This is a genomic window from Candidatus Nitrosopumilus sp. bin_7KS (assembly GCF_054095835.1).
This window is the reverse complement of the sequence record NZ_JBSWSO010000005.1, coordinates 79,037-105,437: the sequence shown is the minus strand read 5'-3', so window position 1 is coordinate 105,437 and position 26,401 is coordinate 79,037. Positions and strand designations below refer to the sequence as shown.

General features: G+C 35.2%; 35 protein-coding genes and 1 tRNA gene. 26 read left to right on the top strand and 10 right to left on the bottom strand.

The genetic code is table 11. The annotated features are described in order from the left end of the window. Positions 1-161 precede the first annotated feature (161 nt). From ACW9W4_RS06115 to ACW9W4_RS06050, 14 genes are all read left to right on the top strand, one after another. Positions 162-365 (top strand): hypothetical protein, encoded by a 204-nt coding sequence (locus ACW9W4_RS06115; RefSeq protein ID WP_457761589.1) that lies wholly within the window; start codon positions 162-164, stop codon positions 363-365. Then, complete coding sequence (gene argF / locus ACW9W4_RS06110; protein ID WP_457761588.1) at positions 362-1,276, top strand: ornithine carbamoyltransferase; 915 nt, start codon at positions 362-364, stop codon at positions 1,274-1,276. Before ACW9W4_RS06115 ends, argF begins: the two co-directional genes overlap by 4 nt. Positions 1,277-1,312: 36 nt before the next feature. Then, positions 1,313-1,795, top strand: coding sequence for a 50S ribosomal protein L18 (locus ACW9W4_RS06105; protein ID WP_457761587.1), 483 nt, complete (start codon positions 1,313-1,315; stop codon positions 1,793-1,795). 2 nt (positions 1,796-1,797) lie between these two features. Beyond that, positions 1,798-2,523 carry a 30S ribosomal protein S5 gene (locus tag ACW9W4_RS06100; RefSeq protein ID WP_457761586.1) on the top strand — a complete coding sequence of 242 codons (726 nt, stop codon included), beginning with the start codon at positions 1,798-1,800 and terminating at the stop codon, positions 2,521-2,523. A gap of 6 nt (positions 2,524-2,529) precedes the next feature. Continuing rightward, on the top strand, positions 2,530-2,997 hold the full coding sequence (locus ACW9W4_RS06095) for a 50S ribosomal protein L30 (protein ID WP_457761585.1): 468 nt from the start codon (positions 2,530-2,532) through the stop codon (positions 2,995-2,997). A 1-nt stretch (position 2,998) separates the two neighbouring features. Further along, complete coding sequence (locus ACW9W4_RS06090) at positions 2,999-3,424, top strand: uL15 family ribosomal protein (RefSeq protein WP_457761584.1); 426 nt, start codon at positions 2,999-3,001, stop codon at positions 3,422-3,424. Next, on the top strand, positions 3,417-4,850 hold the full coding sequence (gene secY / locus ACW9W4_RS06085) for a preprotein translocase subunit SecY (RefSeq protein WP_457761583.1): 1,434 nt from the start codon (positions 3,417-3,419) through the stop codon (positions 4,848-4,850). The genes ACW9W4_RS06090 and secY overlap by 8 nt, the downstream gene beginning before the upstream one ends. Further along, positions 4,828-5,415, top strand: a complete 588-nt coding sequence (locus tag ACW9W4_RS06080; RefSeq protein ID WP_457761591.1) for an adenylate kinase — start codon at positions 4,828-4,830, stop codon at positions 5,413-5,415. The genes secY and ACW9W4_RS06080 overlap by 23 nt, the downstream gene beginning before the upstream one ends. A gap of 2 nt (positions 5,416-5,417) precedes the next feature. Next, positions 5,418-6,047 (top strand): EMC3/TMCO1 family protein, encoded by a 630-nt coding sequence (locus ACW9W4_RS06075; RefSeq protein ID WP_457761582.1) that lies wholly within the window; start codon positions 5,418-5,420, stop codon positions 6,045-6,047. Then, positions 6,044-6,604, top strand: a complete 561-nt coding sequence (locus ACW9W4_RS06070) for a cytidylate kinase-like family protein (protein WP_457761581.1) — start codon at positions 6,044-6,046, stop codon at positions 6,602-6,604. The genes ACW9W4_RS06075 and ACW9W4_RS06070 overlap by 4 nt, the downstream gene beginning before the upstream one ends. Next, positions 6,601-7,602, top strand: a complete 1,002-nt coding sequence (locus ACW9W4_RS06065) for an RNA-guided pseudouridylation complex pseudouridine synthase subunit Cbf5 (protein ID WP_457761580.1) — start codon at positions 6,601-6,603, stop codon at positions 7,600-7,602. The genes ACW9W4_RS06070 and ACW9W4_RS06065 overlap by 4 nt, the downstream gene beginning before the upstream one ends. A 26-nt stretch (positions 7,603-7,628) precedes the next feature. Further along, on the top strand, positions 7,629-8,081 hold the full coding sequence (locus ACW9W4_RS06060; protein WP_457761579.1) for a hypothetical protein: 453 nt from the start codon (positions 7,629-7,631) through the stop codon (positions 8,079-8,081). 59 nt (positions 8,082-8,140) lie between these two features. Continuing rightward, positions 8,141-8,241: transfer RNA gene (locus ACW9W4_RS06055), tRNA-Ser, on the top strand. 854 nt (positions 8,242-9,095) lie between these two features. After that, complete coding sequence (locus tag ACW9W4_RS06050; protein ID WP_457761578.1) at positions 9,096-10,151, top strand: baeRF10 domain-containing protein; 1,056 nt, start codon at positions 9,096-9,098, stop codon at positions 10,149-10,151. 11 nt (positions 10,152-10,162) lie between these two features. On the opposite strand, the gene ACW9W4_RS06045 is transcribed toward ACW9W4_RS06050, so the two are convergent. Next, a complete protein-coding gene (locus ACW9W4_RS06045; protein WP_457761577.1) occupies positions 10,163-11,470 on the bottom strand; it encodes an NAD(P)/FAD-dependent oxidoreductase in 1,308 nt (435 codons plus the stop codon). 88 nt (positions 11,471-11,558) lie between these two features. Here ACW9W4_RS06045 and ACW9W4_RS06040 point away from each other — a divergent pair, with 88 nt between their 5' ends. Both ACW9W4_RS06040 and ACW9W4_RS06035 read left to right on the top strand, forming a co-directional pair. Next, positions 11,559-11,840: a hypothetical protein gene (locus ACW9W4_RS06040; RefSeq protein ID WP_457761576.1), complete on the top strand. Its 282-nt coding sequence runs from the start codon at positions 11,559-11,561 to the stop codon at positions 11,838-11,840. 26 nt (positions 11,841-11,866) lie between these two features. Further along, positions 11,867-12,241: a ChuX/HutX family heme-like substrate-binding protein gene (locus ACW9W4_RS06035; protein ID WP_457761575.1), complete on the top strand. Its 375-nt coding sequence runs from the start codon at positions 11,867-11,869 to the stop codon at positions 12,239-12,241. A 196-nt stretch (positions 12,242-12,437) separates the two neighbouring features. On the opposite strand, the gene ACW9W4_RS06030 is transcribed toward ACW9W4_RS06035, so the two are convergent. Further along, on the bottom strand, positions 12,438-13,406 hold the full coding sequence (locus ACW9W4_RS06030; protein ID WP_457761574.1) for a 2-hydroxyacid dehydrogenase: 969 nt from the start codon (positions 13,404-13,406) through the stop codon (positions 12,438-12,440). Positions 13,407-13,459: 53 nt separating this feature from the next. Here ACW9W4_RS06030 and ACW9W4_RS06025 point away from each other — a divergent pair, with 53 nt between their 5' ends. The 4 genes from ACW9W4_RS06025 to ACW9W4_RS06010 are packed head-to-tail and all read left to right on the top strand — an operon-like array spanning position 13,460 to position 17,007. After that, positions 13,460-13,603, top strand: coding sequence for a hypothetical protein (locus ACW9W4_RS06025; RefSeq protein ID WP_457761573.1), 144 nt, complete (start codon positions 13,460-13,462; stop codon positions 13,601-13,603). Positions 13,604-13,652: 49 nt separating this feature from the next. Next, positions 13,653-15,563, top strand: a complete 1,911-nt coding sequence (locus ACW9W4_RS06020; RefSeq protein WP_457761572.1) for a 2-oxoacid:ferredoxin oxidoreductase subunit alpha — start codon at positions 13,653-13,655, stop codon at positions 15,561-15,563. Next, positions 15,553-16,515, top strand: a complete 963-nt coding sequence (locus ACW9W4_RS06015; protein ID WP_457761571.1) for a 2-oxoacid:ferredoxin oxidoreductase subunit beta — start codon at positions 15,553-15,555, stop codon at positions 16,513-16,515. Before ACW9W4_RS06020 ends, ACW9W4_RS06015 begins: the two co-directional genes overlap by 11 nt. Before the next feature lie 51 nt (positions 16,516-16,566). Then, the gene (locus tag ACW9W4_RS06010) at positions 16,567-17,007 is read left to right on the top strand and encodes a hypothetical protein (RefSeq protein WP_457761570.1); all 441 of its coding nucleotides are present in this window, start codon (positions 16,567-16,569) and stop codon (positions 17,005-17,007) included. On the opposite strand, the gene ACW9W4_RS06005 is transcribed toward ACW9W4_RS06010, so the two are convergent. Next, the gene (locus ACW9W4_RS06005; RefSeq protein ID WP_457761569.1) at positions 17,000-17,533 is read right to left on the bottom strand and encodes a hypothetical protein; all 534 of its coding nucleotides are present in this window, start codon (positions 17,531-17,533) and stop codon (positions 17,000-17,002) included. The two genes, ACW9W4_RS06010 and ACW9W4_RS06005, sit on opposite strands and share 8 nt — an antisense overlap. Before the next feature lie 104 nt (positions 17,534-17,637). Between ACW9W4_RS06005 and ACW9W4_RS06000 the strand changes: the two genes are divergently transcribed. After that, the gene (locus ACW9W4_RS06000; protein WP_457761568.1) at positions 17,638-17,964 is read left to right on the top strand and encodes a hypothetical protein; all 327 of its coding nucleotides are present in this window, start codon (positions 17,638-17,640) and stop codon (positions 17,962-17,964) included. A gap of 2 nt (positions 17,965-17,966) precedes the next feature. Here ACW9W4_RS06000 and ACW9W4_RS05995 read toward each other — a convergent pair whose 3' ends face one another. Together ACW9W4_RS05995 and ACW9W4_RS05990 are read right to left on the bottom strand one after the other, a co-directional pair. Continuing rightward, the gene (locus ACW9W4_RS05995; protein ID WP_457761567.1) at positions 17,967-18,521 is read right to left on the bottom strand and encodes a hypothetical protein; all 555 of its coding nucleotides are present in this window, start codon (positions 18,519-18,521) and stop codon (positions 17,967-17,969) included. Between the two features lie 49 nt (positions 18,522-18,570). Next, positions 18,571-19,347, bottom strand: a complete 777-nt coding sequence (locus ACW9W4_RS05990; protein ID WP_457761566.1) for a coenzyme F420-0:L-glutamate ligase — start codon at positions 19,345-19,347, stop codon at positions 18,571-18,573. 67 nt (positions 19,348-19,414) lie between these two features. Here ACW9W4_RS05990 and ACW9W4_RS05985 point away from each other — a divergent pair, with 67 nt between their 5' ends. The 5 genes from ACW9W4_RS05985 to leuD all read left to right on the top strand — a co-directional run bounded on the left by ACW9W4_RS05985 (position 19,415) and on the right by leuD (position 23,690). Continuing rightward, positions 19,415-19,630, top strand: coding sequence for a hypothetical protein (locus ACW9W4_RS05985; RefSeq protein WP_457761565.1), 216 nt, complete (start codon positions 19,415-19,417; stop codon positions 19,628-19,630). Positions 19,631-19,927: 297 nt separating this feature from the next. Further along, positions 19,928-21,199 carry a 3-isopropylmalate dehydratase large subunit gene (locus ACW9W4_RS05980; protein WP_457761564.1) on the top strand — a complete coding sequence of 424 codons (1,272 nt, stop codon included), beginning with the start codon at positions 19,928-19,930 and terminating at the stop codon, positions 21,197-21,199. Further along, complete coding sequence (locus tag ACW9W4_RS05975) at positions 21,196-21,687, top strand: LeuD/DmdB family oxidoreductase small subunit (protein WP_457761563.1); 492 nt, start codon at positions 21,196-21,198, stop codon at positions 21,685-21,687. Before ACW9W4_RS05980 ends, ACW9W4_RS05975 begins: the two co-directional genes overlap by 4 nt. A gap of 1 nt (position 21,688) precedes the next feature. Beyond that, positions 21,689-23,104 carry a 3-isopropylmalate dehydratase large subunit gene (leuC, locus tag ACW9W4_RS05970; protein ID WP_457761562.1) on the top strand — a complete coding sequence of 472 codons (1,416 nt, stop codon included), beginning with the start codon at positions 21,689-21,691 and terminating at the stop codon, positions 23,102-23,104. Position 23,105: 1 nt separating this feature from the next. Further along, positions 23,106-23,690 carry a 3-isopropylmalate dehydratase small subunit gene (leuD, locus tag ACW9W4_RS05965; protein ID WP_457761561.1) on the top strand — a complete coding sequence of 195 codons (585 nt, stop codon included), beginning with the start codon at positions 23,106-23,108 and terminating at the stop codon, positions 23,688-23,690. On the opposite strand, the gene ACW9W4_RS05960 is transcribed toward leuD, so the two are convergent. Genes ACW9W4_RS05960 through ACW9W4_RS05940 form a run of 5 tightly spaced genes read right to left on the bottom strand, consistent with a single transcriptional unit; the run spans position 23,668 to position 26,369 of the window. Further along, positions 23,668-24,387, bottom strand: coding sequence for a nucleotidyltransferase family protein (locus ACW9W4_RS05960; protein ID WP_457761560.1), 720 nt, complete (start codon positions 24,385-24,387; stop codon positions 23,668-23,670). The two genes, leuD and ACW9W4_RS05960, sit on opposite strands and share 23 nt — an antisense overlap. A 3-nt stretch (positions 24,388-24,390) precedes the next feature. Then, complete coding sequence (rpsI, locus tag ACW9W4_RS05955) at positions 24,391-24,840, bottom strand: 30S ribosomal protein S9 (protein WP_179363153.1); 450 nt, start codon at positions 24,838-24,840, stop codon at positions 24,391-24,393. Continuing rightward, positions 24,837-25,346, bottom strand: a complete 510-nt coding sequence (rplM, locus tag ACW9W4_RS05950; protein ID WP_457761559.1) for a 50S ribosomal protein L13 — start codon at positions 25,344-25,346, stop codon at positions 24,837-24,839. Before rplM ends, rpsI begins: the two co-directional genes overlap by 4 nt. After that, positions 25,339-25,686, bottom strand: a complete 348-nt coding sequence (locus tag ACW9W4_RS05945; RefSeq protein ID WP_179363155.1) for a 50S ribosomal protein L18e — start codon at positions 25,684-25,686, stop codon at positions 25,339-25,341. The genes rplM and ACW9W4_RS05945 overlap by 8 nt, the downstream gene beginning before the upstream one ends. A gap of 44 nt (positions 25,687-25,730) precedes the next feature. Further along, entirely contained in the window at positions 25,731-26,369 is a 639-nt protein-coding gene (locus tag ACW9W4_RS05940) for a DNA-directed RNA polymerase subunit D (protein ID WP_457761558.1), read from the bottom strand. Positions 26,370-26,401: the final 32 nt, after the last annotated feature.

The window sequence follows — 26,401 nt, the reverse complement described above, 5'->3', positions numbered from 1 at the left end:
AAACTGTCTCGTGGGCTCGGAGATGTGTATAAGAGACAGCACCAGAACCAACACCAGAACCAACACCAGAACCAACACCAGAACCAACACCCAAAGTACAATCAACCTCTGATGATCCCTTTGATGGAATCAAAGACGAAGACATTGCAACATATTCTGATTTGTTTGATATTCCTCCACCTGAAAATGACAACGACGCAATCAGTTTAGGAAACAAGATTCGTAAATGGATTAAAGATGGCAGACCTGAACCTGGACTAACAAAAAATGATCAAGATGATACAACAGATGAAGAAGAGATACAAAAACATGATAAGGAAGAACCTAAAAAGAAGAAAGGTAGGTTCGGGTTCTTTAAGAAATGAAATTAAAAACAAAAAATTTACTCACTTTGGGAGAATTGTCCTCAAAGGAATTTGTAGGACTAATTGATGAATCAATCAAACTAAAAAAAGAACTCAAAAAAGGTGGAAACAAACCTGTTCTAAAAAATAAAACATTAACAATGATTTTCCAAAAACCATCTACACGAACACGTGTTAGTTTTGAGATAGGTATGTATCAGTTGGGTGGACATGCAGTTAATCTCTCATCAAATGAAATGCAACTCTCTCGTGGAGAATCAATTGAAGATACTGCAAAAACTCTTTCACGATACTCAAACTGTATCATGGCACGTGTATATGATCATAAATTACTTGAAACACTTTCTGAACATGCAAGTGTACCTGTGATAAATGGTCTTTCTGATACTTTTCATCCTTGTCAAATCTTGGCAGACTTTATGACGATTAAAGAAAAAAAGAAAAAATTCAAGGGATTAAAAATTGCCTGGATTGGTGATGGAAATAATGTATGCAACTCAATGATTTACGGTGCAGCACTAGCTGGTGCAAAAATATCTATTGCAACTCCAAAAGGATTTGAGCCAAACAAAGATGTTGTAGCGCAAGCAAAAAAATCAACTACCGTTGAATTGACAACTGATCCCTTTATAGCATCTAAAAATGCAGATGTGATAGTTGCTGATACTTTTTCATCGATTCATAATGTAGATAAAAAAAGATTACACAAATTCTTGCCAAAGTATCAAGTCAATGACAAACTAATGAAGTCTGCAAAAAAAGATGCGATCTTTTTACATTGTCTTCCAGCAAAGCGAGGGGAAGAAGTTACTGCATCTGTAATTGATGGTCCGCAATCAGTTGTTTGGGATGAGGCAGAAAATCGATTACATACACAGAAATCTTTGCTAGCTGCTCTAATTCACGCTTAACGTATATAAGAGCAGATTCAAACTCGGTCTCTATAGATGGCTTATTCGAAAATATTGAGACGTTTAAGAGAGGAAAAGACCAATTATAAAAAACGTGGAACCATGTTGATGGGAAAACGAGATTTTATCACTGTAAATATTACTAATCAAAATACCCAAGTCCAAATTCTAACACCTGGCATGACTGGTGACACTGTTGTCGCCTCTGCTCATTCTAGATATCTACTTGAAAAAGGATGGAAGGGTTCTAGAAAAAGTGTACCTGCAGCATATCTAACTGGTTACTTGGCAGGAAAGAAAGCAATAGGAAAAGGTGCAAAGGGTGCTATCATGTATTCTGGAACAAGAAGATTTACTCAAAGAATGGCAGCAGCTCTTAAAGGAATAATTGATGCTGGTCTTGAAGTCCCAGCAGATCCTGCAAGATTTCCAGCAGAGGAGAGAATTAACGGTGAACACTTGACAGTAAAAAATGAAGTTTCAAAAATAAAATCCGCAATTGATAGCGAGGTCAAATAGAAATGAGTCAAGCAGCATCAACTAAACCGGGACAAAAACCAGGACAAGGAGGACGAGGTAGAGGTCCACCAGTTTATGGTAGAGGACCACCAGGTGGAGTTAAAGACCGTCCAAGAAGACCAAGAAGAGAACCAGAAGAAGAAGTTTGGGTACCAAAAACTGTTTTGGGACAAAAAGTTTCATCTGGAGAAATATCATCATTAGAAGAAATTATCGAAGCCGGATTACGTATTCAAGAATCTGGAATTATCAAGAAACTATTACCTGACTTGAAAAGTGAAGTAGTAGATGTAGGTATCATTCAAAAAATGACTTCAAACGGTCAATCAACTAGATTCAAAGCAATTGTTGCAACAGGCAATGAGAATGGATACTTGGGAATTGGTCAAGGAAAATCAAAACAAATGAGAATTGCAATTGAAAAAGCAACTAGTCAAGCTTTCCTAAATGTACAACCAATCAAAATGGGATGTGGCAGTTGGGAATGCAGATGTGATCAAAAACATTCTGTACCATTCAAAGTAAGAGGAAAAGGTGGAAGTGTTACAATTGAAATTATTCCTGCACCTAGAGGATTAGGTCTTGTAGCAGGTGGTAAAATTAAACGATTATTGGAATTAGCCGGTCTCAAAGACGCATGGACCACTGCTAAAGGTTCTACCCCAACTATGAACTCAACTTCTAAAGCCGTATTGGATTGTCTGAGACAGACATTTAGTCAGGGTTGATAAATTATGGCAAATGCATATCTTGTTGTTAGAATAAAAGGTCAAGCAGACTGTCCATACTGGGCAACCACTACTATGACTTTGTTGAAATTAGACAAAAAATATCGTGCAACTATTCTTCCTGCCAAAGACAATACTTTGGGTATGCTAAGAAAAGTACAACACTATGTTTCTTGGGTAGAAATTGATGCATCTTTGGCAACTGAGTTGCTAGACAAGAAAGCAAGAAAAGGTGGTTATCAAAAAGTAACTGATGAAGATTTGAAAGAATTAGGATTTGCAAATACTAAAGAACTGGGAACAGCTTTGGCTGAAGGTAAAGCCACATTATCAAAATTAAAACCACTCAAACCTTGGTTTGCTTTAGCACCTCCAGTCCACGGATTCAAAAAAAGCACAAAGAAACTTTATGGACAAAAAGGTGTTCTTGGACAAAACAAAGAACTTGACACTATAGTAAGGAGAATGATTTAACATGGCAACTAGATTAAGAAAAACAAGACGACTTAGAGGCGGACGACACATGGGATGGGGACAAGTAGGTCAACACCGTGCTAGTGGTCACAAAGGTGGTCTTGGAGTTACTGGAATGAAGAAACATCATAGAAGTACTATGATTAAAGAAGAACCAGATCATTACGGCCATGATATACCTAAAACACCTCACCCAAATATTATCAAAAACTGGGCAAGTCTTAGAGATCTAGATGACCTGTTCATAAAATTCGGTAAAGAAGAAGGAGGCAAAAAAATTGTAGACCTTGTAAGTGCAGGGTACAAAAAACTCCTCGGTGGCGGAAAAATAACAAATGCTTATTCCGTCAAAGTTGAACAATTTACTGCATCTGCTGAAGAAAAACTAAAAGCTGTTGGGGGAGAAGTGTTAACTGAAAATGGCTGAGGGTACACTCACTGCAACTATTCGAAAAATCGTTTTCAAAGCAGAACCATATTTACCACAAGTTCCAAAACCTAAAAAGAAAATTCCACTACAAGTAAGATTACTCTGGTGTGGAATTGCATTACTTATCTACATGATAATGGGCCAGACTCCACTATTTGGAGCAACTGCCCCTCAATTTGATTTCCTAGCCTTTGCTAGAGTTATTTTTGCATCACAACAAGGAACTTTAGTTGAACTGGGGATTGGACCGATAGTTACAGCTGGACTCTTGATGCAATTGCTGAGAGGTTCAGACATTCTAAAATTTGATTTCAAAAAACCAGAAGAGAGAGGAATCTTTCAGACTGCAACTAAACTTGTAACATATGTCGTAATTGTTGCTGAATCAATTGTATATGCCATGGCAGTGTATGGTCCTGGAGTTACAGAACCATATGTCTTGTATGTCCTGATAGGGCAGCTGATGGCAGCGTCAATTATCATCATGTTCTTAGATGAACTAATTCAGAAAGGATGGGGACTTGGCAGTGGAATCAGTCTGTTCATTATGGCAGGTGTTGCACAGCAAATTCTTTGGAGTATGTTCAGTCCGTTGCCTGCTGGAGATGGAGGAATGATTGGTATTATTCCATATATTATCGAATCCTTAACTGGCAGTGGAAATATCGAAAATGTTTTCTTCCGTTCAAATCAATTACCGAGTATCTTTGGATTGTTCCTTACCGCAGGAATTTTGCTAGTACTTGTATTTACTCAGGGAATCAAAATTGAAATTCCAATTGTCTCTACAAAATACAGAGGATTTTCAGCAGTTTATCCTATCAAGTTAATGTATGTCTCAAACATTCCAGTCATTTTAGCATCTGCTTTAACTGCAAACGCAGTTTTCATCTTCCAGATGCTGTGGGCAAACATGAACCCGCGTAACAATAATTTCTTCATGAACTTTGTAGCCCAATTTGATCCTACTAGTCCTAACACTCCAGTTGGAGGTATCATTTACTATATCACTCCGCCAAGAGGATTGGATGTTGCAGCATTAGATCCAATGCGTGCAGTAGGTTATGTTCTGTTTATGATTGGAATTGTAATTGTATTTGGTAGATTGTGGGTCGAGCTTGGTGGTTTGTCACCAAAGAGTGCGGCTCAAAACTTACTTGATGCAGATGTGCAAATTCCTGGATTTAGAAGATCAAATGCACCAGTTGAAGCATTACTAAACAAATACATCCCATCAGTTACCATCATTGGTTCTGCAATTTTGGGTGGATTAGCCGGAGTATCAGATGTCCTTGGAGTCTTTGGTTCTGGAATCGGTATTTTACTTATGGTCGATATTCTCATCAACTATTACACACAGTTAGTCCGAGAACAAGTTGAAGTCGTCATGCCGCGTTTGGGTGCTTTACTTGGTAGAAAATAAAAAAGTTGTAATGGTAGGAATACCTGGTGTTGGAAAAACCACCCTGCTATCTCAAATGGAGCAAATAATAAAAAATAATAAAAAAAGTGTCTGCGTTATTAGTTTTGGAACTTTGATGTTTGAGCTTGCAAAAGAAAATGGTCTTAAAGATAGAGATGAATTGCGAAAACTATCTGTATCTGAACAACAAAAACTACAAAAACTTGCAGCAGAGAAAATTGCCTTACGTGATGAAGATGTTGTAATTATTGATACACATGCATTCATCAGTTCTTCAGAAGGATACTATCCTGGTTTACCTGAACACGTTCTCAAAATTATAAAACCTACAAACTTTGTCTCAGTTTCTGCAAAACCTGAAGAAATTTACAATAGACGAATGAAAGACGATACTCGAAATAGAGATAAAATCACTTTGGCCAACATTAAGAAGGAGTTAGATGCTCAATCAGGTATGATTTCCGCCTGCTCAGTAATTTCAGGCTCCCCAGTAAAGCATATTCTAAATGGTGAGGGAAAGGTTGATGAAGCGGCTGATAAAATCATTAATGCAATAGGACTGTAAAAATGGATTTCAACTTTATTCTACTCTTTATCGATGTAATACATCTCCAGATGCCCGACTTCCTCGGCGGCGAAAGAGGAGCTTTGGGTAGTGATGATCCTATTATTCAAGGAGTAATTCTCTCAATGTTTGCAGTATCTGGATTTGGTATCTTACTGAACATCTTCAACGCTGCAGTTAGAAAGAAAATGGTAGACCAAGTAAAACTAAAACGAATTATGAAAGAGACTCGTGGATGGCAAAAAGAAAGAATGGCTGCAATGAGAGCAAAAGACCAAGCAAAGATTGCAGAACTTGGAAAAAAATCATCGTACATGAACAAAATGTCAATGGAGATGATGCAGATGAATATGAGACCAATGATGATTACATTTGTTCCTTTAATCTTGATCTTCTATCTAGTATTACCACAACTATTTTCATACACTGTAGCTTTCTCCCCAATTCCTCTAAATGTAATCCCTGGAGACATGTTCCAATTGACATGTACTGCAGAACAAGCACTTGAAGAAGGACATCATTGTTTTGGCAAAGAAAATGCTCTGTATCTTTGGGCTTGGTATTTCCTTTCATCTATTGCATTTAGTGGAATTATAATGAGACTCACCAAAACATCTATGGATCTCAGTTGACCAAATCTATTGTTATTTCTGGTCCTCCCGCAGTAGGAAAAACAACTGTTGCTAAAGGATTGGCAGAAGAATTTCAATTAAAATATCTTAGTGGTGGTGATGTTCTAAAAGAAATGGCAGAAGAACACGGATTTAATTCTAAGGGTGATGATTGGTGGGATACTGAAGAGGGAATGAAGTTTCTCAAACAACGCGAAGAAAATTCTGAATTTGATAAAAAACTAGATGAAAAATTAATTGATTTTTTTGACAAGGGTGGAATGGTAATTACCAGTTACACTTTGCCTTGGCTGATTAAAGACGGGATAAGAATTTGGCTTGAGGGTTCCCATGAAAGTAGCACCAAAAGAATGCAGTCAAGGGACAGCATGAGCCCAGAAGATGCCTATGAGATTACAAAAAAAAGATTTGATAGGAATAAAGCATTGTACAAGAAATTATACGATTTTGATTTCGGAGAAGACAAATCTGTATTTGATTTAATTATAAATACGGATAATTTAACAGCAAAACAAGTTATTGATGTAACTAAAGAAACTGTGAGAAAATTACTATGACGCTAAAACAATTACAAAACCTTGTAGAAATTGATCAAGACATCACTGATGATGCATACGGAACGTATTATGATAAAAGAACAATTGAACAATTACTAAATTACGGAATCATTCTCTTGGATAAACCTCCTGGCCCTACAAGTCATGAGACTGTTGCATGGACAAAACGACTCTTAAAACTTCCAAAGATTGGTCACAGTGGTACACTTGATCCTCAAGTTTCTGGAGTTTTACCTTTGGGATTAGGTGAGGCAACTAAAGCCCTGGGAGTTTTACTGTATGGTCCTAAAGAGTATCATGCTCTAGGACGAGTGCATTCTCTTCCATCAAAAGAAAAATTAAATGAAATTGTTGAAATGTTTAGAGGAGAGATTTTCCAAAAACCTCCACAACGCTCTGCAGTACTAAGACAGACAAGAACTAGAACCATCTATGAATTTGAGATAATTGAACAAAAAGAGAGATTATTACTAACTAGAATTTTATGCGAAGCTGGAACTTACATTAGAAAACTATACTATGATATCGGAGAAATCTTGGGTCCTGGTGCAACTATGGTTGAGCTTAGAAGAACTAGAGTTGATCAATTCTCTGAATGTGATGGTTTGGTAACCTTACATGAACTTGCAGATGCATTTGCAATTTGGGAGGAGAAAAAAGATGATACCAAACTCTTGAAGATGATCAAACCAGTTGAATATGCTCTTAGTGAATTAAAATCTGTAGTAGTTCGAGATTCTGCAGTTGATGCAATGTGCCATGGTGCACAACTAGCAATTCCTGGAATTTTACAAATTTCTCAAAATCTCAAAAAAGGCGATATCGTTGGAGTTTATACACAAAAAGGAGAAGCAGTGGCACTAGCTGAAGCTACAATGTCTGAGGAAGAAATCAAAGATGCTGCCAAAGGATATGCATTTGAAACAAAAAGAATCATCATGGCACCTAAAACTTATCCTAAAAAATGGAGAACAAAACCAACACCTCCAAAGGATTAAAAAATCAAGAATTATTTTAAAAGAAATTGTTAGCAAAAAGCCTCGTACTTTTTATTGGAATTGGCGTGGTTGCAGGTCTTGCTTTTGGAGTATATCTAATTGATTTTAAAAGCACTAGTCATTTAGTTTTTGTTGAAGGCCCTTCGGTTTCAATAGTTACTGAAAAATCTGATTTTAAAAAAGGTGAGACAATACTTATTCGAATTGTAAATTCTGGAACAGTTCCACTATCATTTCCTGATTCATCTTATGGATTACGAATAACTGGATTATCTGGAATTCTAATGTTTTCACCTGCAGTTTCAGAAACACAAGGAATGTCAAATTTAGAACCTGGTGATGAAATTTCTTTTTCATGGAATCAAATAAAAAATGATGGAGATACAGCTCTGGAAGGTCTTTACAAAATATCTACAAAAGGAATCAACGATCAAGGAAATAATGTAGAGAAATCCACAACTATTACGATTTGGAAATAGTTTCTCAGTAACATAATTTATAATCACAAATTATAGAACATTAATGTCGCAAGACTAGTGCCGGGGTCGCCTAGCCTGGTAGGGCGCGCGCCTGGAAATAATTAACCATAAAGCGCGTTCTCGCAAGGGAACGGGAGTTCAAATCTCCCTCCCGGCGCCATCATATCTTTACTATTTTTGGAAATGTTAGTCCTAAACTAAATTTCCTTTTCGGAATCGATCAATGTTTAAAAATTCCACGATTTCTATTAACAAATTCCTCATACGTTCTTTGAAGACTGATGATTGTTGAAAAAGAAATTCAAACTTTTGATTCTAAAATAGAATTCCTTTCCAAAATGACTAATGATGTTTTGATTAAAATAAAACAACAATTCCCTTTGGCGGAATAAATTATCCAATAAAGGTTCAAGCCTTTACGGATTCAAATTAAATTAAAGAAAAATAAAAGAGAGGATTAACAATCCTCAAAGTTATCATATGATTCCGAGTCAAAGTTATCATCGTCGAAATCATCGTCGTTGTCTTTTGCATTGTAGCTCATGACAAATGTGGGTTGAAATTCTAAAATATAAACAAGATGAACGATTTATACTAAACTTCTAATAATTACTCAAAATGACCCCATTCTTGGTCAGGATTTTCTAATTGTTCCCATTTGTTTTGAATTATTTTGAATATGTTTTTTTTATTTTTTATTTGAGGCATAGATTCCATTATGCAAAATTTGTATTTAAGCACGATGTAGAAATTATACTGAAAAAATATTGTATTCAAAAACTCGTGTCAAAGGAGAGAATGACGTCTCGACGCACTTTTCTCTCACTTGCACTAATCTAATATAACGAAATTTGTATTTAAGATCATATACATTTTACAATAACCCAACTGGACCACTAGGTGAATCCCGTGGAGTCATACTTACCTCATGTTAGTGTCAATATAATCTGAAAAATCGCACTCCTGGCGCCATTTTTAATTTGAATTTTATATGAACACATTTACCATTAATCGTTGAATACTCTGGAATCTTCTGAAATCTCATCAACTGAATGGATATCTATCAATCAGTTTCTTCATGAGATAAAATCAATTCACTCTACATGTGTGTCTGTTTATTATCCATACGGTAAGGGTTCTGAAATAATTTCTTTACTAACTGAAAACAAACGTAGTGAAATTGTTGAAAGAATTGAATCTAAAATAGAGGAAAGAATTCTAGAATTAAAAAAGAGCCCTTCGCTACTTGGAAAATATGCCCAAACTCTTTGTATTTTTGGTTGGGTAAATAATGATAAAATAATAATTAAAGAGATTGGAACATCAAAAAAACTTCCTTACATATACATGAAAAGTAAAAAACCATACATCAAGCCATTCAATGATGTTCTAAAAACAAATTATGATGTTTTGTTAGTAACCCTTGATCAAAAGACTGCAAGAATACAAAAATTTCATGGCAGTCAGATTTTACAAGAAGCAAAACTCAAAATTGATTTACAGGGTAGGCATAAAAAAGGAGGACAAAGCCAGGGGAGATTTTTGAGAGCAAGACAAACAAAAATCCATGTTTTCTTTAAGAAAGTTGCAAATAAAATTAAAACAATGGATTCCAATTCGGAACTGCTTTTGTTGGGCGGCTCTGGTCCTGCAAAAACAGAATTTTTCGATGAACTTGATTCAGAATTGATGAAAAAATGCAGATTTGTAGAAAACCTGTCTTTTTCAACTCCGTTTAAAGAAATTAATGAGAAGATTATCCATCATCTATACCAGCATAGGAGAAAACATGTAGTTGAGTTGCTTGCAAAATATGAAACTCTAGTCAAGGATGGATTAACTGCAAAAAGAAATGCTGTCATTTACAAGGCATTGGAAAAGGGCGCAGTTGATACCTTGATTGTTTCTGCCAATTATCACACAAATTCTCAATTCAAAAATATTGTGAAAATGCTTGAACTTGCAAAAAGTACTTCCTGTAAAATAGAATTTGCAGTATCTCCAAATATCATTAAAAAATTAGAGATTGATAATTCTGTTTTGGCAATTCTCAGATATAGAATAAAATAATATCAGTTAATCTACTGTATTTTTTGGATTATTTCATTGAATTTCCAAGGACCACATTGCGCTTCAATATCTTCACACTGAAAGAATCCTTTCCAATGTAGGTGATTTACAATGTGTGCAGCAAATGGCAAAGCCCCTGTTGCCCCTGGTGAATTGTAATTTAAAATATGAAATGATTCATCATCATCAATCTGAATTACATCTGGCACAAATTTTCCATTCTCATCGATGATTGAAGATCTTATTCCTGCTGTACCTTTCTCAGTTATTTTGTCAGCATCTATTTTCGGCAAAAATTTTTTTACTCTATTGACCATTGCACTTTTTGACATTGATGATTGTATTTCATTTACTGCAAGCTCTTGAAATTGTTTATCAAAAATTGCTTTTCTTGCACCAGAGCCTAACATCTCTAGCATCTTTGGAATGAATTCTTTGATGTTTTCTACCTTATCGTATCCGTATGGACTGAAAACTGGTACTGCATTGGGGCCAATTTCACAACTACCATCTACTCTGAGAATCCAATGTGGATCTAAGAATGGATAATCTGGAAATTCAGGTACTGAATACACGCTAGATTTTGTAAGGTTGTTGTATGCTTTGGGAACTTTCCAATATTCTCCTCTAAAATGTACGTCTGTAACTTTTTTTGCAACTCCTATACTGTGTGCAATGTCTACTGCTTCCCCTCCTGCAGCGTTGATTAAAAATTTTGTATACATCTCATGTTGGCCATCTATTGTAATTGCCCATCTGTCTTTTTCTTTTCTTATCTTTGTAACTCTTGTATCAAGCAAAAGTGTTGTACCGTTTTTCTCACTGTCTTTCATTATTGAATTTGTAAATAAAGAATAATCTGTAGATGCATCTTTGTATACACATAATGCAGATTCACATTTAATTTCCGGCTCTATTTTTTTTATTTCTTCTTTGTTTAGTAGTTCAATGTCACAATCTTCTAAACCATTTTCTTTTCCCCACTTTAGATATTTTTCAAGAACCTTGATTCCTTTTTGATCCAAGGCAACTTCAATTACTCCGTCTTTTTTAAATGGTAATTTTTTTAATTTTGCATATGTTTCCCACATTTCATAACCGTGGAATGCTGATTTTGCAAACAATTTTTTCTTTATTGGATTGTAAAGATATGGAGCATGAACTTTTCCGGTATTTCTTCCACTTGTGTGAAAAGCAACCTTGTGAGCTTGTTCAATAACTGCTATTTTTTTTGATTTATTTAGGGATGATAAAAAATACGATATCGAAGTTCCAAGAATACCTCCTCCGATAATGATAACATCAAAACTATGTCCCAATAACTTTCAACTATAATTTGATGAAGTTGATAATAAATTGAATCGCTGACAATCAAGATTAATATCCGATAAAATTCTAAATCAAACCATGCTACCTGACAAATGCTCAGTAACAGAAGAAGGAAAACAATGCGTTAATGCTCCTCAATTTATCGTATCAATTGTTTCTAGTTCTGATGAGTATATGGTTGGAGTAACTTGTCAAAAACACAAGCATATTGTATCTGGTAAAATAGGTATTTTACAAAAAGAAGGTAAGATGCATGATGGAAAAATTAGTTTTGAACCAGTAAAAGCAATTGGAACTGATTGTGTTCATGGTGATACTGATGATTTTGTCCAAATTGACATGAATCGTTCCAAAAATTGAAATAATTTCCTTTCATAGAACTAATCATGCTTTTAGAATTATTATCTGATTTGATAAAAATTGATGATATTTTACTTATCATAAAAAATAATGGTGCCACAAGTGAGATTCGAAGTAATTCTCTCAGTATTAGACAAAAGGACAAATGGATTACAATTGGAGATAATGACGGGCCAGCCCATATGCATCTGAATTCTGAGGTGGTAAAATCTGCAGAATTTATTCAAGAACAAAAACCTGAAAAAATTAGTTTTAGTGTTAGATTCTTTGATGAAAGTGGTGAACGTATTCTTGCAGCATTTTTTACAAAGATGTATGATGATTCAAACCAATTGGTTGCTGAAAGAAAAAAACTCTATGATCAACTAAACCAAAAATTTTCTTCTAGTCTTAAATTTTAAAAAAAACCTTGTCTGAAAAAGACAAGGAGGAAAAATATTATTCTTCAGATTCTTTTAACTTCTTCTCTTTTTCAGATTGAATCTTAGCTAATTCTAATTCTTCATTCGTATGTTTGAATTTTTTCATTCTGATTTTAGATTACAATTTAGATATAAAAACTGCGCATTATACCCGGTGCCAACCCATGCGTGAAAATCAATATCCAACTGAATAGGTTGGTTTTTTTCCATTAATTCCTAGATCCAAATTCTTTACAGTAATTTCAGCCATTTTGGTTCTTGTCTCTATTGTTGAGCTTCCTATGTGTGGAGCAAGTATGATGTTTGGTAATTTTACAAATGGATGATTTTTCTTGATTGGCTCGCTTTCAAAAACATCCAAGCCTGCACCTGAAATGATTTTTTTCTTTAATGCAATGGCAAGATCTTTCTCATTTACCACTTTTCCCCTTGATGTGTTGATTAGAAATGATGTTTTTTTCATTTTTTTAAAAATTTTCATGTCGAACAATCTGTCTGTTTCTTTTGTGTGAGGCACATGTATTGAAAGAAAATCACTTTCAGTGATTATCTTTTCAAATGAGACATATTTTGCACCAAGGGATTTTTCTTTAGATTTTGAAGCGTGTTTTCTGTTGTGATAAATTATTTTCATATCGAATGCCTTTGCTCGCTTTGCAAGTGCACTGCCGATTCTACCTAAACCTAAAATTCCAATTGTTTTTCCTTGAAGGTCAACTCCGACATAATCATATGCACCGTAGATTTCTTTCCATCTTCCATCTCGAATAATTCTATCTCCTTCAGTTGTTCTTCTGGCAATATCTAACAATAATGAAAAAGCTAAATCTGCTGTCGCATCTGTTAAAACTTCTGGAGTGTAACCCACACGGATTTTCTTTTCTTTGGCGTATTGGGTATCTATATGATCAAAACCTACGCTGTACGTACTAATGACTTTGAGATTTTTACCCTCATCAATCATCTCTTTGTTGATTTTATCATATGGAAAACAAATCAGCCCATCGATATCTTTAATCTTTGATCGTAGTTTTGTTTGTGGAATTGGGATTTGACCTGAATGAATTTCAATTTGATATTTTTTTCTTAACTCTTTTAGTGCAAAATCGTGTAAAATTCTTGTAAGGAAAACTTTCTTTTTCATCAGTCTTGACATTCATCTCAAACCATTTATACGATTTCCTTGTACTTTTAGTAATGACTTCTAACGTTGAAGAGGAAGAATTTGCTATTTGTGTTGAATGTGGAAATTCAATTGAAAAATGTATTTGTGTATGTCCTTATTGTGGTGAACGTGATAAATGCGAATGTGCATTGTTTGATGCAGCCACCGGAGGTTAGAAGAAATGAACCAACTTACTATTAAAATTCAGGAAATATGTGATTCGTTGTGAGTTCACTTGACTTTACTTGGCTAATTGGAGGCCCTCAAGGCAGTGGTGTTGACTCTGGTGCTAATATTTTCTCCAAAGTCTGCGCTGAAATGGGATATCAGATATTTGGAAAACGTGAATTCTACTCTAACATCAAGGGTGAACATAGTTACTTTACAGTTAGAGTATCTGATGAACAAATTAATTCAAATATTAATGCCGTAAACTTGATGGCGTCCTTTGACGCTGAAACAATCTTTCGTCACTATGATGAAGTAATATCTGGTGGAGGAATAATTTATGATTCTGATTTAGATGTAATAAAAACAGATTCTGTTCATACACTTGATGCTCCATTCAAAGAAAGATTGCACAAGGAACTAGAATCTAAAAATAAACCATTAACAATTGCTGGTGTTTTAGAGATTGCAAAAGATAACGGTGTGAAATTATATCCTGTATCTTTTAAATCGATTCTTGAATCTTTGGCTGAAGAAACTGAGAATCCTCGGTTGAAAGGATTGATTAGAATGTATAATGTCATTGGGGTTTCTTTATCTTTAGGATTAGTCAAGATGCCTACTGGTTCACTACTAAATGCAATCGGAGATATCTTTTCTGCAAAACCTGAAATTGCAAAAATAAACCAACAAGCTGCAAACTATTCTTACAATTATGTTATAGTAAAATATGAAAACTTTGGTCATATTTTATCTGGGACTGAGAAAGAACCTGGAACTATTTTAGCTCAAGGTTTTCAGGGAACTGCACTAGGAAAAATGGCTGCCGGATGTAGATTACAACCATACTATCCAATCACTCCTGCATCTGATGAATCTGAATTTCTTGAATCAAATGAAATTTTAGAAATTATGGGTGATAGACCTGGATCAACTGCAATAATTCAAACCGAAGATGAAATTTCTGCAATGGGGATGACTATTGGTGGAGCACTAACTGGAACTCGCTCAGCTACATGTACGTCTGGACCTGGATTTGCATTGATGGCTGAAATGATAGGTTGGGCAGGAATTAACGAAGTGCCAATTGTAATTACAAATTATCAGAGGAGTGGACCATCAACTGGTCTGCCCACTCGACATGGTCAGGATGATTTACTATTTGCAGTGCATGCAGGACATGGTGATTTTCCAAAAATTGTTTATGCATCAGGTGATATTGAGGAGAGTTTCTATGATACTGGAAATTGCTTCAATTATGCAGAAATTTTCCAAGTACCATTAATTCATCTTATGGATAAATTCCTTGCCAGTTCTGTAATTACTTGCAAGAGATTTGATCCTACGAAACTCTCAATCAATAGAGGAAAACTCTTGGAAAAAGTAGATGATGGGTATAGGCGATTTGAATTTGCAGAAGATGGTATCTCTCCTCGTTCAAGATTGGGAATGGATAATGGAATTTTTTGGAATACCGGAGATGAGTCTGATGAAACTGGTCACATTACTGAGGATCCAATTTTACGTGTAAAAATGATGGATAAGAGAATGTCTAGATTAGATTTAATTCTAAAAGAGATACCTGATGATGAACAAGCAAAGTCTTTTGGCATTGAAGAGCACACGATAATTTCCTGGGGTTCTGCCAAAGGTCCAATTCTTGATGCATTAAAGATGCTCAAAAAAGAAGGAGTATCCATAGGATTCATTCAACTAAAATTATTACATCCATTTCCAGGTGATTATGTTAATTCTTTATTGAAAGATGTAAAAACGATCATTGACATTGAGGCAAATCATTCAGGACAACTAGGAAAACTTTTCAAACAAAATACATCTCGTGATATTGATTACTTTATCTTAAAATACAATGGACGAGCAATGACTAGTACTGAAATTTATGATTCACTTAAAAAAATTATTGAAAATAAAGCAGATAAACGAGAGGTACTAATGCATGGCGCTTAAACTTGCAGATTACAAGACAGACGTCCACAATGATTGGTGTGCTGGTTGTGGGGATTTTGGGATAGTCAATGCAATTCAGATGGCATTGGCTGAGATGGGTGTTGAAAGAGATAAAGCTGTAATGTTTTCTGGAATTGGTTGTTCTGGTAAAACATCGCATTTCATTAACACATATGGTGTGCACACATTACATGGAAGAGTTTTAACATTTGCCCAAGGTGCAAAGATTGCAAATCCTGATCTTACCGTTGTTGCAATAGGTGGAGATGGTGATGGTTTGGGAATTGGTGCTGGACATTTTGTTGCAGCCGGTAGACGAAATGTGGATATGACTTACATTATTTTTGATAATGGAGTTTATGGTTTGACAAAAGGCCAAGCATCTCCTACTTTGAGATTGGGAGAGAAAACAAAATCGTTACCTTCATCAAATACAAATTCTAATGTTAATCCAATTGGATTGGCAATTACAAGTGGTTTTACATTTGTAGCTCGGGGCTATTCTTATGATGTTAGACATCTCAAAGATTTGATTGTACAGGCAGTGAATCACAAAGGTCTTTCATTTCTTGATGTATTGCAACCATGTCCAACTTACAATGATCTTAACACTCGAGATTGGTATGCTGGTGCTGATTTAGTCGATGAGGCACAAAAAAGACATTCTAGAATTTACAAATTAGAAGAAGAGGGGTATGATCCGTTAGTTCACTATGGTTCTGAAGTCGAAGTTAACGAAAAACTCTCTCAAGCTTTGATTAAATCACTTGAATGGGGAGACAAAATTCCAACTGGTGTCTTTTACAAAAATGGACTGATATCTCCATACACTCAAAGAATTAAAGACAAAATTCCAAATTATTTGGAAAATCCTCCTGCAAAACAAAAGATTTCAGAAAATGGTCATCCTAATACTGATATTTCAAAAATATTGGATTCTCTAGAAGTCTAAATTCTACCCTGTAACCTAACAAGTTATAGGCAAGTTTCGTAGAATATTATTTTGCATTTGAATATTAATGAAGCAAACAAAATATTTCGAAAATCTATCATAAAGGGTTTCTTTGAACCACAATTAGTTAATTTAGATTTTCAAAAATCATCTATCAATCATCCTATAATTAATGACGATGGTCTTATGCAGTCTGATTTACTGCATGTGTTTTTTGATGTGGAGACTGGCTCTGATTATCCTGATGGTGATGAATGGTTTATTGTAGATATGCTATTTCCACATGATGTGAAATTACCTGATTCGCTAAAGGGTACTGATTATTTTACTACCTTGTCTGTTGATGACAAGCAAACGTTTTGGCATCATAGGGAATTGATTCGTTTCAAATATGGAAAATCAAAAAAACTTGTTGATGCATTGGAGTTTTTAGAGTCAAAGTATAAGGAATTACATGAACTGCTAGAGCCTTTACAAAAAGATCTCAAGTAATTTCTTTCCAGGAATCTCCACTGAATGTATATTTTTTATTTTCAGATGAGGCAGTATCAAGACGCCATCTGATTGACTCTGGATCAAACCTGTAAATTATTTTAGAGATGCCTGCTGGGATTTTTTCTGGATCTAGATGATATGGAAGTAATTCTAGAACAAAATCAATTTTTTCTAATGCGTTGTCAAACCATTGTTTGTCTTCGATATCTATTATGAAAATAATTTTTGGGTGTCCGGAAAAATTAATTACAATTTTTAAAGCATTCCCACTGCCTCTTCTTCTCTTCATTTCTTTGAACACTGCTTTGATTTGTTCCCAACGTTTGAAATCAAACCATTGGAAAAATTCTTCATTAAACTGTAATGGGATATCAATATCTAGAAAACTAACAAAATTTTCATCATCTGCCTCTATCTCATCTTGAATTATGGTAAATCGGGAATTTAGATATCCGTACAGAACTTCAATCTCCCAAGGTGAAATCCCATAATAGCGTAATGTCGTCTTTACATTTTCTGACAATGATTTAAAATTCCAAAAATTGTAATTAAAGCTTCAATCTTGCCTGATCTAGTGCAATTTGACCTTAAAACTAAAATTATATTGAATACCACACTATTCTAGATATGAAGAAAGAATTTGTAGTAAAAAGCATTGATTCTGCACCTGACGGGGCACCATATGTTGTAGTTTCACTATCCTCTCTAAAAGATCTAAAGGAAGGAACAACTACTCAACCACAACCATTTGGAGCACCCAAAGTGATGGGATTTTCAAACATGAATGACATGGTGAAAGACTTGAACAAGATGATGTCTGGAATGGGTGGAGCAGGAATGCAATCAGGTGTTACTCAATTGAAACTTGAAATGCATGAGTACAAAGAGATGGGTCTCTCAGTTGGTGATAAGGTATTCTTAGAACTAAGTAAGGCTGAAACTCTCGGCGTATAATCTTACCAGATTGTGTTAAAGTATTTCCAACCATAAAATGCTGCTATAGTGCCAATTACAAATAACATTGGTTTCCATGCAAACACTGGGATGCTCGGTGTTGCAAGTTTTACTTTATAGTTATCAACTATGGCAGTTACATTTTTCTTAATTTTATCGTGCCAAATATTGTAATCTACTTGATATTTTTTTAAAATTTCTTCTACTTCATAAACTACTGGTGTTCTTTGAGAAAACAAATGTTGTAGATAGTCCCTTGAAACTTCTACTTCTGCATGAATTCCGATTAATCCTTTTTTCAAATCAACCATTCTCACATGCATCTCCCAAGGTTTTTTTAATTTTAAATTCAAACCACTTCCAATCTGGTCTGGTTGTTTATGTTCTAGTTTTACTTTGGTAAATCCTTCAGATGTGAAAATTTTTGTTAATTCTTCAAAACTTTTCTTTACTACAATATGGAGTTGCTCTACACCATCTTTACTATCAACATCGATCTTGTGTTTTATTCCATCAAAGAAAGACACTGTTTTGGGATATGTGGTGAGATATTCCATTGAGTCTTTCACCAAATTCCTCTATTTAAAGCAGAACCAGATTTTAGGTTTAGGTTTTTGGAGGATTTGACAGACCTCTGACGTAAACACATTGATCAGGAGAAATTGCCATCTCTGATGGATTTATTTTTCTATCTGTAAGAACTACTTCTGAATTCCTAACTATTGCAAATGGTTTTGATTCTGCTCCCTCTCCCATCTTGTGATTTGCAATTGTTGCAAGATTATCCACAACTGCTTGAAATGTAACTTTTAATGGATTGCCATCGAGATCTTTTTTTGCTCTCATATCTAAGACTGGTTCAATTCCTGCACAAGATATTGCAACACCTGATGTACCAATTCTTGCAGGCATTAGTCTGCTATCTACAAGAATTATTCCTACATGAATGAAAAATTTTAAGAAAATTTTTCTACGAATTTCTTCTGCAGTTTGATATGGATTAGTTGGGTAAAGTATGGCCAGACCTTTTTTTGCATTTGATTTATCAATTCCTGCATTTGGTGCCATGATGTTATCAGCTGATGTAATTACAAATCCTCCAATTCCGCCGAAAATTTTATCTGATTCTCTAATGATGATTTCTGCAATTTCTGGTTTTAGTTGATATTCCTTTGATACTTTTCTCCCTTCATCTGATGTGATAATTTTCTCCAAATCTACGATTCTTCCTTGTGAGTTTGAAATGTATTTTGTAGATATTACCAAAACATCTCCCTCTTGCAAGGATTCGTTGTTGTTTTCTAATGTTTTTAGCAATGTTTCAAAGACATCAAATTTTGTATCCATTCTTTCTGCTAAAAGTGGGAAAACTGTTAATTGCACAATATTCTGTACGTTCCTTTTCTTTTTTATTGTTGTGAATAATTAGAATATGGTAAGGGTATTAGAAATGGAACAAAAAGAAATTGATGAAATATTAGAGCACATCAACACCAAAGTGGCTGAAAATGTTCCCAGTCTTGTAAAAATGATTGTTAGGAAAAAACTTGGCAGTTTTCAATCTTTTGAGGCAGAATCCTTGCCTGAATCTCTAAGAAATTGTTCTGTTGAGGAGTTGATTTCTATAGTTAAACACGGTCTGGATACTGGAAAATTAAAAATTTAATTCTGAAAATAATTTTAATGGATCATTTGTTCATTAAGGTTTTAAACAAATTCTACTAATCTATGTCATGTCAAATGATAAATCTGAATCTTGGGAACAATTGCTTGGTCTATCTTGGACTATAATTGATGAAGAATAAACTAGAAATCTGATACTGATATTCTTATATTTTTACAACAATGTTTGATGGGAATGCAATTGCTATTGATTGGATGTCTTTTCGAACCCTGTAGTGTGTAATATCTGACATGCGGACATCTGAAAAGCTTTTAATCTGTAGAAAAAGCTTTTTTCATTATGAATCTTGTAGAGAAGATCCTTGCACGTGGTGCTGGAAAGTCATCTGTTTCTCCAGATGATGTGGTTTTTGCCAATGTGGATAAGGTAATGATGCATGATGTGTCCGGACCAGGCGTGATTAAGGTATTTGACAAACTAAAGAAACAAGGATTCTCAGTCGACAAACTATGGGATCCTACCAAAGTTTGGGTAGCAGAAGACCACTTTGTACCATCTGCTGAAAAAGTATCTGCTGAAAATATTGTAAAATTATCAAAATTTACTAAACAATATGGAATTGAAAAGCATTTCAAATATGGAATGGGTCAGTATGGAATTTGCCATACAATATCACATGAAGAGGCAATGGTGTTACCGGGAGAAATTTATGTTGGTGGGGACTCTCATACAAACACAACAGGTGCATTGGGGGCTTTTGCTTGCGGTCTGGGACACACTGACATTGCCTATGTTTTGTTAAATGGAAAAATTTGGTTCAAAGTTCCTGAAACCTATTACTTTAAGCTAAATGGAAAATTACCTGATCATGTGATGGCCAAGGATGTAATTCTAAAAATTATTGGAGATATTGGAAATGATGGAGGATCTTACAGAACCATGCAGTTTGGCGGAAGTGGAATTGATGAAATGTCTGTAGAGAGCCGATTGACTTTATGTAACATGACAACAGAGGCTGGTGCAAAGAATGGTATTGTAGAGGCCGATCAAAAAGTAGCAGATTATCTTACTCAAAGAGGAGCAACTAATTTGAATTTGGTTAAAGGTGATGCTGATTCTGAATATGCTAAAACGTTTGAGTATGAAGCATCAGAGATGGAACCAACTGTTGCAAAACCATTTTCTCCTGAAAACATTTGTGTAGTACGAGAAGCTCCTTCTGTTGAATTAGATAAATCATACATTGGTTCTTGCACTGGTGCAAAATACGAAGACTTGGTAGCAGCTGCCAGTGTACTCAAAGGACGCAAGGTAAAGATTCGAACAGAAATTTTACCTGCAGCAATTTCAATTTATCAAAAAGCAATGGAGAATGGATTGTTGAAAATATTCTTAGATGCCGGAGTTACAGTTGGACCGCCAACTTGTGGTGCCTGCTGTGGTGCCCATATGGGAGTATTGGCAAAAGATGAAATTTGTATCAGTACCACTAACAGAAACTTCCCAGGTAGAATGGGGCATGTAGAGTCCCAGACATATCTCGCATCACCTCTAGTTGCAGCAGCTTCTGCAGTAACTGGAAAAATTACAGATCCGAGGGATTTGAAATGAAAGGTAACGTCATAAAATATGCACGAGACAACATTGACACTGATGTTATCATTCCTGGCACATATCTAAAAATTCACGATTATGCAGAACTTGCAACACATGCAATGGAGGGATTGGACCCTGATTTTCATTCCAAAGTGAAAGAAGGTGATTTTATCTTATCAGGTAGGAATTTTGGTTGTGGCTCTTCACGTGAACACGCTCCAATTGCTTTGGCACATTCTGGAATCAAGGCAGTCCTTGCATTATCCTTTGCAAGAATTTTTTACCGAAATGCAGTTGATGGTGCATTTTTGTTACCAATTGAGATTGAACAGGATGCATATGAAGGAATTTCAGAAAGTGATGAGATTGAAATTGATGTATCCAAAAATGAAATTAAAAATATTACAAAAAATCAAACATACAAAATGAAACCATTTTCAGAAATTATTGGAAAGATAATTGCTGCAGGTGGTCTATTCAAGTACAAGCCAGACCAGGATTAAAATGGGAAAAACACTTTTTGAAAAAATCTGGGAATCCCACATTGTTGTTGAAAAACAAAATAATCCATCATTAATCTACATAGATAGACATCTAGTCCATGAAGTAACTTCTCCACAAGCTTTTGAAGGGTTGCGAATGAATAACAGAAAAGTCAGACGACCTGATCTTACTATAGCTACTATGGATCACAATGTTCCAACAACTGACCGCTCTTTACCAATGTTGGACCAAACATCTTCTGTTCAAATTAAAACTCTGGAAAAAAATTGTAAAGATTTTGGAATTAAATTATTTGGAATCAATAGCCCTAATCAGGGAATTGTCCATGTAATTGGTCCTCAGTTGGGAATTACACTACCTGGCTCTACCATTGTTTGCGGTGATAGTCATACATCTACACATGGTGCTTTTGGAGCGTTGGCCTTAGGGATTGGAACTAGTGATGTGGAGCATGTCTTGGCATCTCAAACTATGTGGCTAGAAAAGCCAAAACCTTTTGAAATTAGAGTTGAAGGGAAACGAAAAAACCCTCATGCAGTAACTGCAAAAGATATTGTTCTATCAATTATCAAAAATATTGGAACTGGTGGGGGAACAGGCACTGTAATTGAGTATCGTGGTGAGGGAATTACTGATTTATCCATGGAGCAGCGAATGACTATCTGTAACATGTCAATTGAGGCAGGAGCTCGTGCTGGTTTGATAGCACCTGATGAAAAAACCTTTGATTATCTACGAGATAGAGAGTACACTCCAAAGAACTATGAATCTCTAGTTGATTCTTGGAGGAATCATTTGAAAACTGATGGTGATGCAAAGTTTGAGAAAGAATTTACTTTACACATTGATGAGATTGCTCCACAAGTAAGTTGGGGGACAAATCCTGGCATGACATGCGATGTATCTGATACTATTCCATCCCCTGATGCATTTTCTAAAGGTGATTCAAATCAAAAGAGAGGTGCTGAAAAAGCACTAGAGTATATGGATTTGAAACCTGGAACTTTGATTGAAGATATCAAGATAGACCGGGTATTCATTGGCTCCTGCACTAATGCTCGATTAGAAGATCTCATTGAAGCATCCAAAGTAATCAAGGGGCAAAAAATTTCTCCAAATGTTCAGGCAATGGTAGTTCCTGGTTCTCAAATGGTGAAAAAACAAGCAGAAGAGATGGGCTTGGATAAAATTTTCACTGATGCTAATTTTGAATGGAGGGAAGCTGGTTGCAGTATGTGTCTTGGAATGAATCCTGATATTTTATCTCCAGGGGAGAGATGTGCAAGTACATCAAATAGAAATTTTGAAGGAAGACAAGGTACTGGCGGTAGAACTCATTTGGTTAGTCCAGTGATGGCAGCAGCTGCTGCAATTCATGGGCATTTTGTAGATGTAAGGACGATGGATTTGAATTAAGATGGATTGCTTTAAAAAAATAACTAGCATTGTAACTCCACTTGATAAAGTAAATGTCGATACTGATCAGATTGTTCCAAAACAATTCTTAAAACTAGTTCAAAAATCGGGATTTGGAGAATTTTTATTTTTTGATTGGAGATATGATGAGCAGAAAAACAAAAAATCTGATTTTGTCTTGAATAATCCAAAATATGAAAATTCACAGATTCTTGTGGCAGGAGATAATTTTGGGTGTGGTTCTAGTCGTGAACATGCTGTTTGGGCACTCCTTGACTATGGATTTGCAGTAATTATTGCCCCTTCATTTGCAGATATTTTCTTTAGCAATTGTTTCAAAAACGGAGTTTTACCCATTACTTTGGAACAAAAAATTGTGGAAAAACTGCTTCAAGAGACTGGTAAGATTGAAGTAGATTTGGAGGGCCAAACTATCAAAACTCCATCAGGTGAAATATCTTTTGAGATTGATTCGTATCAGAAAAAAATTCTTCTAGAGGGACTGGATGATATTGCAATTACATATCAATACGAAGATAAAATTTCAGCTTTTGAAAAACAGTCTAAAATCCCATCTGTTTTATAATCTTCTTTACGGTTTTCTCGTTTCTCTCTAAGACCATTGGGGATTCAGCATCTATCCATTCTTTATCGCCAATGTCAAAGGCACTAATTTTTCCTTCTTTAGATAAATCTTGTAAAATATCAAATGAGAGATTGATTTCCTTTTGTTTTTGTTTTGCTTTAATTTTTTTGATAATCTCATTTCCTAACATGTAAACCCCAAGACACTCTGATAGTTGTAATTTCATTACTGGTTTTTCTTTAAACTCTTTTATGATTCCATTTTCCACTGTTGCAAATCCTGTCTCTTCTTTTCTTTTAGTTCTAGTTGCAACACATGCCGAACTTTTTCTCTCTTTGAACACTTGCTTCATCTTACCAAGATCTATTGCACACAAGTTATCTACAAACCATAACACAAATTCTGATTCGTTTTTGAGTTTATCTGCAATGTGTAATAGGTCCCCCCCTGTTCCACTTTGAGAATCCTGGACAAACGTGATGTTTTTTTGTTTTCCGTAATAGTTTTTGATTTGTCCACCTAATCCATTAAAGTCTGAGATGATGATTACCTCATTTACAAAACTAAATGATTTTAGATATTTTACAATGTAATCAATCATTGGCTTTCCATTGATTGGAGTCATGGCTTTTGGAAAATATTCAGTATATGGTTTGCCTCTGGTTCCCTTGCCACCTGCAAGAATTACAGCCTTCACAGCCTAACGGTATGATTTCTGCTTTCTTCTTCTTGCACCAGGTCCGCCAAATTTCTTTGGTTCTCTTCTTCTGGCATCGCCACTGACTAGGTATTTATCAAAATCAGTGATTCGTTTTCTAAGGTCTTCTCTAGTTGATTTTGGGAAAGGATGATCTTTTGGTTCTTTTTTAGATTTGGTCCATCCTGTTAGTGCTCTTGAAATTCCAGTTGCTATTGCACTTGCTTGGCCCATAAAGCCTCCACCTCTAACTCTAACAGAAATATCGATTTTATCTCTCAAATCTCCTGTAATCTCTAATGGTGCTAGAATTACTTCACGAGCAGTTTCCTGTGGAATCATCTCTACTGGAACGTTGTTAATTCTAACTTTGCCTTTTCCTTTAGTAATGTAAACATGGGCACTAGCTGTTTTTCTAGTTGCAAAATAGATTTCAGTTTTTGGAGTTGTCATTCAGTCCACCCAATTATTCTACATAATTCGCTTAGTGCTGTATAGTTTGATGCAGTTTTTCTAATCAATGCTTTTTCAAATTGAATTTTTTCTAATGATTTAATTTCTTGAGGAGAACCAATGTATGTTCTAAGTCTTTGATGTGCTTCTTTACCTGATGGTTTTCTGTCATATGGTAACATTTGACGAATCATTTTTGCCATCAAGGTATCAGGTCTTCTATAGTGTACAGGACCGTGTTTGTAATTGATGATACTGTTAATTTCTAAAAATTCTCTTTGTTCTTTAATTTGATTGCTTCTTGTTCCACTCATCATGATTTTTTCACAATTAACAACTGAAACTCTGTGTCCTTGCATTAGTAATTTTGCAACATTTGATGCTAGTCTTCCTGCAATATGGTTAGTTGCATCAACTACAATTGGTCTGTCGGTTCTAATTACAACTTCTTGTTTAGAAGTATTTGAATTTCTTCCAGCTGGTTTGTTGATTCTTCCATTAGCCAAGTAAAACGACTCCTTTTCCAGTTGGGTTTTGCTCAATTAAGTCTGAATGGGTGATTAGTTTGCCACCTTTCTCAACAATTTTGGCTGCTGCAGAGCTTGAAATTGAAAATGAGAATAATGTGATTTTGTGAGAAATATTTCCTGTTCCGAGGACCTTACCTGGGAATACTACAATGTCGTTTTCTTTGGTTAATTGATCGATTCTATTCAAATTGAGATCTCTTCTTGCAATGGATGGTTTTAATGCATATTCTGCTAATTTTCCCCAAATTGCGGCATCATTTTTTGCAGATGCTTTCTTTAGATCTTTTGCCATGTGTATTACGACTTGACTAGTCATGTGAATAATGCGGTTTGAAACCCAAATATAATGTCTATGTTTAATTACGCTTCAACATGGTCAATCATTTCTTTAAATTGACCAATTCTATTGCTGACCTCGTCAACTCCTGAAACAATAATTTGTTCTGGTTTGAGGGCGCCTGTTGATTCTACAGTTAGTACTTTGACATCTTCTTTGTCAGTATCTGTAAGTGTTGAGATATTTGCAGAATTCCATTTTGCGTGTTCAGTTCCACGACCTAGTCTGGCATAGCACTCAATTTTGATTCTTTGACCTGGTGCTAGTTGAACTATTGGAATTTTATCTGAAACTGGTTTAATTGCATCATCTTCTGATGATAACTCGTTAGTGAAAACAGATCTTGTAACGTCTGAGTCTCCAGAGTCTAAAACTAACATAACTTTACAGTTTGAACATCCTGTCTCACTTTGGCACTCACATTTTGATGGTTCATTGAATCTACTCAAATCTGTAGTAATTGGGATTAGTCCTAATCTATGTGCTAGACCTTCATCTGGTAATACTGATGAATTTTCAATAATATCTACAGTATCAATTGCAAAAACTGGAACTCCGTTTAGACAAACTCGTCTAAGGGCATTTGCGTACTGTAATGGGATGCCCTTTAGCTTTACAGCTATCTTATCATTATCTTTACTAATTACCTCTAAGGATGACAAATCTTGAAGAAAATCTTCAAAGTCCACATAAA

Excerpts from the sequence above, each read along its gene's own strand:
- argF (WP_457761588.1), top strand. The coding sequence starts at position 362 with ATGAAATTAAAAACAAAAAATTTACTCACTTTGGGAGAATTGTCCTCA.
- ACW9W4_RS06105 (WP_457761587.1), top strand. The coding sequence starts at position 1,313 with ATGGCTTATTCGAAAATATTGAGACGTTTAAGAGAGGAAAAGACCAAT.
- ACW9W4_RS06100 (WP_457761586.1), top strand. The coding sequence starts at position 1,798 with ATGAGTCAAGCAGCATCAACTAAACCGGGACAAAAACCAGGACAAGGA.
- ACW9W4_RS06095 (WP_457761585.1), top strand. The coding sequence starts at position 2,530 with ATGGCAAATGCATATCTTGTTGTTAGAATAAAAGGTCAAGCAGACTGT.
- ACW9W4_RS06090 (WP_457761584.1), top strand. The coding sequence starts at position 2,999 with ATGGCAACTAGATTAAGAAAAACAAGACGACTTAGAGGCGGACGACAC.
- secY (WP_457761583.1), top strand. The coding sequence starts at position 3,417 with ATGGCTGAGGGTACACTCACTGCAACTATTCGAAAAATCGTTTTCAAA.
- ACW9W4_RS06075 (WP_457761582.1), top strand. The coding sequence starts at position 5,418 with ATGGATTTCAACTTTATTCTACTCTTTATCGATGTAATACATCTCCAG.
- ACW9W4_RS06065 (WP_457761580.1), top strand. The coding sequence starts at position 6,601 with ATGACGCTAAAACAATTACAAAACCTTGTAGAAATTGATCAAGACATC.
- ACW9W4_RS06040 (WP_457761576.1), top strand. The coding sequence starts at position 11,559 with ATGCTACCTGACAAATGCTCAGTAACAGAAGAAGGAAAACAATGCGTT.
- ACW9W4_RS06035 (WP_457761575.1), top strand. The coding sequence starts at position 11,867 with ATGCTTTTAGAATTATTATCTGATTTGATAAAAATTGATGATATTTTA.
- ACW9W4_RS06030 (WP_457761574.1), bottom strand. The coding sequence starts at position 13,406 with ATGAAAAAGAAAGTTTTCCTTACAAGAATTTTACACGATTTTGCACTA.
- ACW9W4_RS06025 (WP_457761573.1), top strand. The coding sequence starts at position 13,460 with ATGACTTCTAACGTTGAAGAGGAAGAATTTGCTATTTGTGTTGAATGT.
- ACW9W4_RS06015 (WP_457761571.1), top strand. The coding sequence starts at position 15,553 with ATGGCGCTTAAACTTGCAGATTACAAGACAGACGTCCACAATGATTGG.
- ACW9W4_RS06000 (WP_457761568.1), top strand. The coding sequence starts at position 17,638 with ATGAAGAAAGAATTTGTAGTAAAAAGCATTGATTCTGCACCTGACGGG.
- ACW9W4_RS05995 (WP_457761567.1), bottom strand. The coding sequence starts at position 18,521 with ATGGAATATCTCACCACATATCCCAAAACAGTGTCTTTCTTTGATGGA.
- ACW9W4_RS05985 (WP_457761565.1), top strand. The coding sequence starts at position 19,415 with ATGGAACAAAAAGAAATTGATGAAATATTAGAGCACATCAACACCAAA.
- ACW9W4_RS05980 (WP_457761564.1), top strand. The coding sequence starts at position 19,928 with ATGAATCTTGTAGAGAAGATCCTTGCACGTGGTGCTGGAAAGTCATCT.
- ACW9W4_RS05975 (WP_457761563.1), top strand. The coding sequence starts at position 21,196 with ATGAAAGGTAACGTCATAAAATATGCACGAGACAACATTGACACTGAT.
- leuC (WP_457761562.1), top strand. The coding sequence starts at position 21,689 with ATGGGAAAAACACTTTTTGAAAAAATCTGGGAATCCCACATTGTTGTT.
- leuD (WP_457761561.1), top strand. The coding sequence starts at position 23,106 with ATGGATTGCTTTAAAAAAATAACTAGCATTGTAACTCCACTTGATAAA.
- rpsI (WP_179363153.1), bottom strand. The coding sequence starts at position 24,840 with ATGACAACTCCAAAAACTGAAATCTATTTTGCAACTAGAAAAACAGCT.
- ACW9W4_RS05945 (WP_179363155.1), bottom strand. The coding sequence starts at position 25,686 with ATGACTAGTCAAGTCGTAATACACATGGCAAAAGATCTAAAGAAAGCA.